General features: G+C 58.3%; 7 protein-coding genes. 2 read left to right on the top strand and 5 right to left on the bottom strand.

Going from position 1 to position 8,995, the window contains the following annotated elements; genetic code table 11:
* Positions 1-873, top strand: an 873-nt coding sequence (locus ABIL25_10070) for a tetratricopeptide repeat protein (protein ID MEO0082612.1), incomplete at its 5' end; no start/stop codon positions are given.
* Between the two features lie 58 nt (positions 874-931).
* Positions 932-1,828, top strand: a complete 897-nt coding sequence (locus tag ABIL25_10065; GenBank protein ID MEO0082611.1) for an aminotransferase class IV — start codon at positions 932-934, stop codon at positions 1,826-1,828.
* An 81-nt stretch (positions 1,829-1,909) separates the two neighbouring features.
* Here the strand turns inward: ABIL25_10065 and accB are convergent, their stop codons facing one another.
* The 5 genes from accB to purE are packed head-to-tail and all read right to left on the bottom strand — an operon-like array spanning position 1,910 to position 7,783.
* On the bottom strand, positions 1,910-3,838 hold the full coding sequence (gene accB, locus ABIL25_10060; protein MEO0082610.1) for an acetyl-CoA carboxylase biotin carboxyl carrier protein: 1,929 nt from the start codon (positions 3,836-3,838) through the stop codon (positions 1,910-1,912).
* Positions 3,813-5,216, bottom strand: a complete 1,404-nt coding sequence (gene murF / locus ABIL25_10055) for a UDP-N-acetylmuramoyl-tripeptide--D-alanyl-D-alanine ligase (GenBank protein ID MEO0082609.1) — start codon at positions 5,214-5,216, stop codon at positions 3,813-3,815. Before murF ends, accB begins: the two co-directional genes overlap by 26 nt.
* A 59-nt stretch (positions 5,217-5,275) precedes the next feature.
* Positions 5,276-6,310 (bottom strand): tRNA preQ1(34) S-adenosylmethionine ribosyltransferase-isomerase QueA, encoded by a 1,035-nt coding sequence (queA, locus tag ABIL25_10050; protein ID MEO0082608.1) that lies wholly within the window; start codon positions 6,308-6,310, stop codon positions 5,276-5,278.
* The gene (locus ABIL25_10045; protein MEO0082607.1) at positions 6,311-7,234 is read right to left on the bottom strand and encodes a phosphoribosylaminoimidazolesuccinocarboxamide synthase; all 924 of its coding nucleotides are present in this window, start codon (positions 7,232-7,234) and stop codon (positions 6,311-6,313) included. It lies immediately after the preceding gene.
* Between the two features lie 18 nt (positions 7,235-7,252).
* Positions 7,253-7,783, bottom strand: coding sequence for a 5-(carboxyamino)imidazole ribonucleotide mutase (purE, locus tag ABIL25_10040; GenBank protein MEO0082606.1), 531 nt, complete (start codon positions 7,781-7,783; stop codon positions 7,253-7,255).
* Positions 7,784-8,995 lie beyond the last annotated feature (1,212 nt).

The raw sequence follows: 8,995 nt of genomic DNA, 5'->3' as shown, positions 1-8,995 counted from the left end.
CCACTGGCCGGTTTTGGCCTTGTTTTCGCGTTCGGGTTTAGCGGAATCGTCCTCTTTTTCCGGCGCACCCGTGCCCACATGAGCCTGGCCATATTCTTCGTGCTCTTCTCAGCCACGGTCATTGCCTTCTTTGTCCTTGACCGGTACCGGCTGCCCGCAGTAACTTCGCTTGCACCGTTCGGTGGCGGGATGCTAACACAACTCTGGAACTGGTTCAGGCAGAAGCAGTATCCCCGGCTCGGTGCCGGGCTCGCGCTGTGCGCCGGGTGTTTTGCGCTGACACTCTACCCAGTTCAGGGCTCACCAGCCGCGACCCAGGCGCAGTCTTTAGTCAATCTCGGTGCTACCTACCTTCAAGAAGGAGACACAAACAAGGCGCTGGCCGCTTTCCACGAGGCCCTGCGCATCCAGCCAGGCCGAGCGGAGGCACTCCGCAACCTCGGTATCCTCCAGCTCCACCAGGGAAACCACGCCGAAGCGCTAGTGAATCTGGAACTTGCCGCCCGTGCTGAGCCGCTCAATCCGTTCACTCACTACTACCTCGGCACGCTTCGCGAGGCCCGAAACGAGCTTGAATCCGCACTCACCGAGTACCAGCGAAGCGTCGAACTCAAGCCTTCGGAACCGAAATTCCGCTTCGGCCTTGCTACCGTTCTACAAAAGCTGGGCCGGTATCTTGAGGCACTCGCGCATTACGATACCCTGCTCAGAGACGCACCGAACAACCCGGTCGTGCATCACAACCGGGCCGTGGCCCTGTACCACTTGGGGCAACACGACTCAGCCCGGGCTTCACTCAACGCCGCCCGTAAGCTAGGTGGCCCAGTGAACCCCGAATTTGAACGTCTGCTGCGCGAACGTCTTGGCCGCTGACGAGTACAGAATCTAAGAAGAAGCCGTGACAAACGTCAAAGAACGCAAATTGAGAACCATGAATTTGAAGGCGCAATGGGTATACCTCCGAAGCGAAGCGTACCCCGATGGAGTTATACTAAAGAAGGGTAAGGTGCGAATCTCGCCGGATGACCGTGGCTTTCTATTTGCCGACGGCGCGTATGAGGTAATCCGCAGCTACTCAGGAAAGCTGTTCCTACCTGAGAAGCACATCGCCCGTTTCCGGCACAGCCTTGACGCTCTCCGGATTCCATTTTCGGACACCGCAAGCATGGCCGGTATCATCAGAGAGCTTGCAGTCCGGAACGACCTTGAGCACTCCGACGCACTCGTCTATGTCCAAGTGACTCGCGGCACCTGGCCGCGCATACTCGGCTTCCCAGCCACACCGCTGATCCCAACAGTGTATGTCGAGGTAAGCAGATTCGTGCCGCCAACCAATGAAATGGCACACGGAATCGCAGCCATCACCGTACCGGATTCCCGGTGGACGCGGTGTGATATCAAGTGGCTGGGCCTTCTTCCCAACGTCTTGGCTCGACAGCAGGCAACCGAGGCTGGAGCAGCCGAGGCCATATTCGTGCGGGAAGGATTGGTAACCGAGGGTAGCCACTCGACGATCTTTGGCGTGATCCGCGGAACAGTGGTCACGCACCCCTTGGACCATAACGTCCTGCCAGGCATCACCCGCGAGATCGTGCTGAAGCTCTGCAGTCGCCTTGGCGTTCAAGTCTCTGAAACTCCGATTCCTGAAACTAGGGTCCTCGACCTGGATGAAATGTTTCTTGCCTGCACTACCGGAGAAGTCACGCCCATCATCCGGGTAAACGGCCAGAGAATTGGTAATGGTCAGCCGGGTCTAGTCACACGCCGACTGCAAGAAGCCTTCCGCGCCTATGTGGCTGACGTCCTGGCCCTACCTAACTCCCACTAAACAGCGAGCCGCGGCGTCTTGCCGAAGAGGCTCTAAGTCTCAGGGACAGGGCCCCTGCTTCCCGACGTTGTGCGCCGGTTGCTATAAAGGTTCGATGAGCATCAGCGGCTGGCCGTACTCTACCGAGCCGCCGTCTTCTACGAGAATCTCAACGATGCGGCACTTCTTCTCAGCCTGGATTTCGTTCATCAGCTTCATCGCCTCGATGATACACAGGGGCTGACCAGCATCAACCACATCGCCCTTGTCAACAAATGCCGCGGCATCCGGTCTCGGTCTCAGGTATACCGTGCCGACCATCGGTGACACAACCTCTTCGACCCGGGTCGGGGTCGCTGCTGGTGTCTGAACCTGCGGTTGGGTGGCAGATGACGCCGATTCACCCGCCGATTTCCTCTCGGGTTCAACCTGAGGTTTGACGTCGAATGCTGGCTGGACCTGAACCTGCGGCGGAGCAGAAGCATGCCCGTGCTCCGTGCCAGCCCGGCGTAGCCTGACCTTATCTTTCTTGTACTCCCATTCGATCTCGGTCAACTGGTAAGATGAGACCATGCTGATGAGTTCCTTGACGGTGCCGAGGTCTATTTCATCCTTGTGGGGCGCGGCCTTTTGTGCCTCCTGAACAGGTGGTTTCGCCGGCGTCGTCGGTGCCGCGGTCTTCATAGGCTCCTCGGTGGTCGGGTTCTTGCGCCACTGGAAGAACTTCAGCGCCACCTCAGGAAAGAGCGCGTAGGAGATGTAGTCCTCTTCCTTCTGTACCAAGTCCTTGGCCAGTTCCTTACGTACCTTCGGCATCAGTGGTTCGAGCCGGTCCGCGGGCCGCCCTTTTATCGGCTTCTCGTTGCCCAGTATCTTCACCATCACCGACTCCCTTATCGGCGCCGGTGGCCGGCCATAAAGCCCCATACAGTAATCCCGGACTTCCTTCGGCACCATCTTGTAACGTTCGCCGGCGATAACGTTCATCACCGCTTGCACGCCGACGATCTGACTGGTCGGCGTAACAAGCGGCGGATACCCGAGGTCTTCGCGGACCTTTGGTACCTCTTCCAGCACCTCAGGCAGTCGGTCCTCGGCTTTCTGCTCCCGCAACTGGGCCAGCAGGTTCGAGGCCATGCCACCTGGTATCTGATGGGTTATCACCATCGAGTCGCACACCTTGTTGCCCTCAATGCACCGGCCTACGGAAATGCGCTCGAAGTGCTCTTCGACTTTCTCCATCTCAGCAAGATTTAATCCTGGGTCACGCGGCGTGCCGGCAAAGCAGGCAACCATGGTCTCGGCCGCCGGCTGTGACGTCGAGAACGCCAGCGGTGCGGAAGCGGTATCAATGACATCCACCCCGGCCTCAGCCGCCTTGAGATAGGTGGCGACCGCCATCCCGCTCGAGGCATGGCAGTGGAGCTGAACCGGCAGCCCGATCTCGGTCTTGAGTGCCTTGACAAGGTCGTAAGCCATCTGAGGTGCCAGTATCCCGGCCATGTCCTTTATGCAGATTGAGTCTACGCCCATGTCCCGCTGCTCCTCGGCCCGGGCAACGTAGTATTCAAGCGTGTGGACCGGGCTGATCGCGTAACACAGGGTGCCCTGAGCATGCTTACCGGTTTGCTTGACGTAGAATACCGCCTTCTCCAGATTGCGCGGGTCGTTTAGCGCGTCGAATATCCGGAAAATGTCGAGACCACGATCGGCCGCCTTCTTGACAAACTCCTCCAGCACATCATCCGGGTAGTTGCGATACCCAACTACGTTCTGCCCGCGCAGGAGCATCTGCAGGCTCGTCTTCTTGACCCGACTGCGGATTTCCGACAGCCTCTCCCAGGGGTCCTCGTTCAGAAACCGCAGGCACACGTCAAACGTCGCACCACCCCACACCTCCAGTGACAGATAGCCGACTCGGTCAATATGTTCAAGCACCGGCCGCATATCTTCGATGCGCATGCGCGTGGCCCAGAGCGACTGGTGGGCGTCGCGTAACGTCGTATCAGTGAACTTTATCGGGTTCTTCATCGTAGTGTTGTAAGATTGCCTGGGTCACAAGCTCCATCTTCATCGCCCGTGAACCCTTGACGAGAATTGTATCGCCGGGCCTAATCATGTCAAACAGTTCAGACAATAGCTGGCCGGCGTCGGCAAATAACCTGAACCGTTTTGCGTCCATGCCTGCCTTGATTGCGACCGAGGCAGCGTGCTCGCCTAGTGGCCCGACGAACGCTACCCGGTCAAGACAGGTGCTAACGATCTGACCGAGCCGGGAGTGTGCTTCGACTGCATACTCGCCAAGTTCGAGCATGTCGCCCAGAAACGCCACCCGATGACCCGGGGCTGCGTTGCGACACAAGAGTTCTACTGCTACCGCCATGGATTGAGGGTTCGCGTTGTAGCTGTCGTCTATCAGCGTAACCTTGCCAAGACGATGTACACGCAGCCGTTTCTCCGGCGGTGTGAACCTGACAAGTGCCCGGGGCATGTCGGCAAACTCCATCCCGCAGGCTCGGGTCGCAGCACACGCGGCGAGAAAATTCACCACATTGTGCCAACCAGGTATCGAGAGCCGCACCGGATGTTGACCCATAAGCCTGAACTCAGAACCCTCCAGACCCAGGTCCCTAACTTCGGTGGCAAAAACGTCTGCCGGCTTCTCAATGCCAAAGGTGAGGCACCTCGTACGACACGCCCGGCCTGCAATATTCATCACCATCGGGTCGTCAGCGTTAACCACCGCGCAGCCGTCCTCTGGAAGCTCGGCCAACAGCTCTGCCTTCTCAAGCGCCACTCCCATACGGTCCTTCATGAACTCAAGATGTGAGTCACCGATATTCGTCACCACGCCGACTTCAGGACGGCAGACCTGAGCAAGCATTCTGGTGCCGCCAAACCGGTTCATCTCGATTTCGAACACGCCGAACTCGGTCCCAGAATCCAGCCGGAACACGGTCAGCGGCACGCCAATATCATTGTTGAAGTTACCTTCCGCACTGACGACCCGATGCCGGCTCGCAAGAACCGCCGCAATCATTTCCCTGGTCGTGGTCTTACCGTTCGAGCCGGTAACCGCAACCACACGGGTCCTAAGCCTCGAACGGTAAAACCGAGCCAGGTCGGCAAGGGCCTTACGCGTGTCAGCGACCTGAATGACTACCCGGCTTCGGACAGAAGACGGAAGGTTCACCGGTGGAACCTGGACAATTGCGCCGGCAGCGCCACGTGCCAGAACATCAGGCACGAACTCGTGGCCGTCGAAGCGTTCACCCTTGATGGCGAAGAACAGGTCGCCAGGCCTCATGGCCCTTGAATCAATGGAGACGCCAGTGATAGTCTTGCGCCCCCCTCTTACGAGCGTACCACCGACTGCCCTGACTACGTCCTCTACCTTCAGCGGCTCCAACGCTTCTCTCCCTTCGCACATCTCACACCATTGCGGTTCATTCTCAGCACCACAGACAGCTACACGATGAACATCGCATCGCCGAAGCTATAGAACCGATACCTCTTCCTGACAGCGTGCTCGTAGGCGGCAAGCACGTTCCGGTGACCAGCAAATGCCGAGACCAGCATGAGCAGTGTGGATTTGGGCAGGTGAAAGTTCGTAACCAGGGCTCCGGTCACCTTCCACAAGTATCCGGGATATATGAACAGATTCGTTTCCCCCAGGCCAGGCTTCACTCGGACTCTTGAGCCTTTGACACCATGAATCACCTCCGCCACCTCCTCCAGCACTCTGACCGTAGTTGTCCCGACGCACACTACGCGCCGGCCCTGCTCCAGCGCGCTGTTCACGGCCGCAGCCGCGTCTTCGCTCAGCTCGAACTCTTCCGGGTACATCGTATGCTCCTCGACCGTTGCGACCTTCACCGGCCGGAATGTCCCAAGCCCGGCGTGCAGGGTAACAAATGCCGTCTCGACGCCCTGCGCCCTGAGCCGGACGAGAAGCTCTGTAGTGAAGTGTAGGCCGGCAGTCGGTGCCGCGACTGCACCATCCTTCCGTGCGTACACGGTCTGATATCGTTCCGGCATCGTGCATTTCTTTCTGATGTATGGCGGCAGGGCAAGCTCGCCCTGAGTAGCCAGGAGTTCGCGCACATTCCCGGGTTCGAACCGGACGATTCTCACACCATCAGGCCTGCACTCGATGACAGTTGCTACGAAACCATCAAGACACACCGTGGCACCAGGCTTCAACTTCCGCGCCGGTCTGGCCAGCGCAGCCCACTCGCCCGGCCGGACGTTACGCAGCAGCAGCAACTCTGCTCTTCCCCCGGTCCGGAGCCGGCCAAACAATCGGGCCGGTATGACACGCGTATCGTTCAAGACGAGCAGGTCGCCGGCCGTAAGCCACTGCCCGATGTCCGAGAACCAGGCGTCGTACAGCTTGCCGCTACTTCGTTCGAGAACGAGCAGCCTAGAACGGTCCCGTTCCGGGGCCGGTTCCTGGGCAATCAGCTCCTGCGGCAGATGATAGTCGAACTCGGAAACAAGCATCTAGCAAAGGTCAATGCCGGTCAGGCGACGGTATGCCTCCCGGTACCGTTCCGAGGTCCCGGCAATGACCTCAGGCGGCAGCCTCGGTCCAGGCGGACTCTTATCCCAGCCCAGCGTCTCCAGATAGTCGCGCACGAACTGCTTGTCAAAGCTTCTCGGCGGCTCGCCTACACGGTACTCACTCTCATCCCAGAAACGGGACGAATCCGGAGTCAGCGCCTCGTCAATCCAAATAAGCCTGTCGTCGAGCAAGCCGAACTCAAACTTAGTATCGGCAACGATGATGCCGCGATTCCGAGCATACTCGGCCGCTTGAGAGTAGATTTCCAGCGACACATCCCTCACCTGACGACCGAGGCTGGTCCCGACGATCCGCTCCAGCTCGGCCTGAGTAATATTTTCATCGTGCCCAGTCTGGGCCTTAGTCGAGGGTGTGAACAATGGTTCCGGTAGCTGCTCAGCCTGCCTGAGTCCAGCCGGCAGCTTGATCCCACACACCGCGCCGGTCTTCTGGTACTCCTTCCAGCCGCTGCCCGCGAGATACCCGCGCACCACACACTCGACCGGTAAGGGCCGCGTTCTGTACACCAGCATCGAACGACCAGCAAGCTGCTCACGAAACCGCCCAAGCTCGGCAGGGAACTCATCAACATCGGTTGTAATCATGTGGCTCGGCACTAGACCAGAAAACCGCTCGAACCAGAACTTAGACAGTTGAGTCAGAACTCTACCCTTATCCGGAATCGGGTCAGGCAGCACTACGTCGAATGCCGAAAGCCGGTCAGTCGCCACAATAAGCAGACGCTCTGTTTCCCCATCGAGACCTGGCGTTCGTGCCGTGGCCATTGAGACTTGGAAAATGTCCCTGACCTTACCCCGAGCAACAAGCGTAATTCCGGGCAGCTCAACCCGCTTGAGAATCACACGTTGCCCCTCTAGAAGCTAGGCCGGCCTCGGACCGACCTTCTTCTTCAGGTCATGTTTCACCTGTCTTGACTGTCGGATAACCGCCACCGACTGCCGACGCCGATGCCCGACCAGTCGGCGGGCCAGCTCAGGGTCAGAAAGTGCAAGTATCGCAACCGCAAACAGCCCAGCATTGGCCGCCCCGGATTTGCCTAAAGACATGGCCGCCACCGGAACCCCGCGCGGCATCTGCACCGTGGACAGCACCGCGTCCAGGCCCAGAAGTCCAGAATCCAAGGGCACGCCGATTACTGGCAGAGTCGTATGGCTTGCGATCACTCCGGCCAAATGCGCAGCCTTACCTGCCCCGGCAATGATGACCTTGATGCCCTGGCGTTGCGCCTGCCGGGCGAAAGCACGGCACCGGTCCGGTGTCCGGTGCGCAGATATAACCTCGACCTCGCAAGGTACACCAAACTCGGCTAGCACGGACACCGCCTCCCTCATCGTATCAAGGTCATTTTCGCTACCCATGACGACCGCTACCAGAGGTCGTTTGTTGACCATACGCAATAATACCAGTCAACAATCGGTTGTAAAGCTTTGGAAGTCTGCGATGACTCTCTGAGCCGATTCCGGCCGACGCAATGACGATTCCCCAAGTGCTTCCAGAAGTAAGCAGAACAGAGTATCGAAGAAGCTATGGTCGGACCGGAAGTACCAGGAGCCAGCAAGAAGAAGACGTCGGAAGGACGCCAGGCAGCAAGACAGACAGGAAAGCACAGCGGACAGATGGAAGGTCATGAAGCTCCCGGCGGTGTCCACCGGTGGTACCTGCACCTGGCCTACCGACCAGGACTAGACCGATATCTGCAACCAGCTACCCTAACCTAGTAGTGGGTGCAGGCGGCACAAGCAGATCAACAAAAGCACTAGGCAAGGCAGGGGTTAGAAAAGACTCTACACAGCCGTGAGTTAGCCAGCAGGGCGGTTGAGGAACACACGGGCTGGGTTGCCAGTGACACCAGAAAACAACAGGTCAGTTCATTGATGGGACGCATTGCCGGACAAACTGAGCCGCCGCCCGGACCGCAACAGACCGGGCAACTTGAACAACAAGGAGCCAAGCGGTAGGGTAGAAAACCCGGTCTACAATCAGGCATGCAGCAAGGCGAATAGATTGGCCCGCGACCTAGCGAACAACATGCACGGCAGTCTCGGTGATAACCAGGAAGGCTACAACTGAGACGGCTTGTAAGACAATGAACCGGACAAAGAGGCTGGTAACAGGGGAAACAGGAGTGCAGACTACGAGGAAAACAATCAACTAGACAACAGACTAGACCGCGTGTGTAACCACCTACCCCACGACCCCCATGTATCACTACTTTCCAGTACATCTAGTGCTTAACTTGTGAAAACAATGACAGTTAGACTGCTCAGTGTCAGAGACCGCCAATCCTTCACCCTCGGCAGCCAGAGTTTACCCGCCGGTAAACTTCACTCAAGTGCAAACCAACCCCTTGTCTTGGTCTGAAACCACGAGCAGGAAGCGCCGTTTACAGAACATGCACGACCTGCCAAGCCCGGCTACTCCTCCTCAAGCAAGCGGTTCACAGGTCATCTTGCGCTCAGGCGGGCCAGGCCGGACTTTGCTTGACACTTAGACCTCCGCTTCTAGAATCCGGCCGTGAGCCCCGGTACAGGCGAAAATCGTCTCGTCCGGCTGCTCATGCCGCTGTCCGCGTTTCTCCTGCCCCTGGGCATTTATCTTTTAAC

It is taken from the genome of candidate division WOR-3 bacterium (assembly GCA_039801365.1).
Classification (GTDB): Bacteria; Hydrothermota; Tepidihabitantia; order Tepidihabitantales; family Tepidihabitantaceae; genus JBDRUN01.
The sequence above is the reverse complement of the archived record's forward strand: the minus strand, read 5'-3'. Positions and strand labels throughout refer to the sequence as shown.

What these genes read in the sequence shown, in the direction of transcription:
- ABIL25_10065 (MEO0082611.1), top strand. Translation starts at nt 932, where the DNA reads ATGAATTTGAAGGCGCAATGGGTATACCTCCGAAGCGAAGCGTACCCC.
- accB (MEO0082610.1), bottom strand. Translation starts at nt 3,838, where the DNA reads ATGAAGAACCCGATAAAGTTCACTGATACGACGTTACGCGACGCCCAC.
- purE (MEO0082606.1), bottom strand. Translation starts at nt 7,783, where the DNA reads ATGGTCAACAAACGACCTCTGGTAGCGGTCGTCATGGGTAGCGAAAAT.
- queA (MEO0082608.1), bottom strand. Translation starts at nt 6,310, where the DNA reads ATGCTTGTTTCCGAGTTCGACTATCATCTGCCGCAGGAGCTGATTGCC.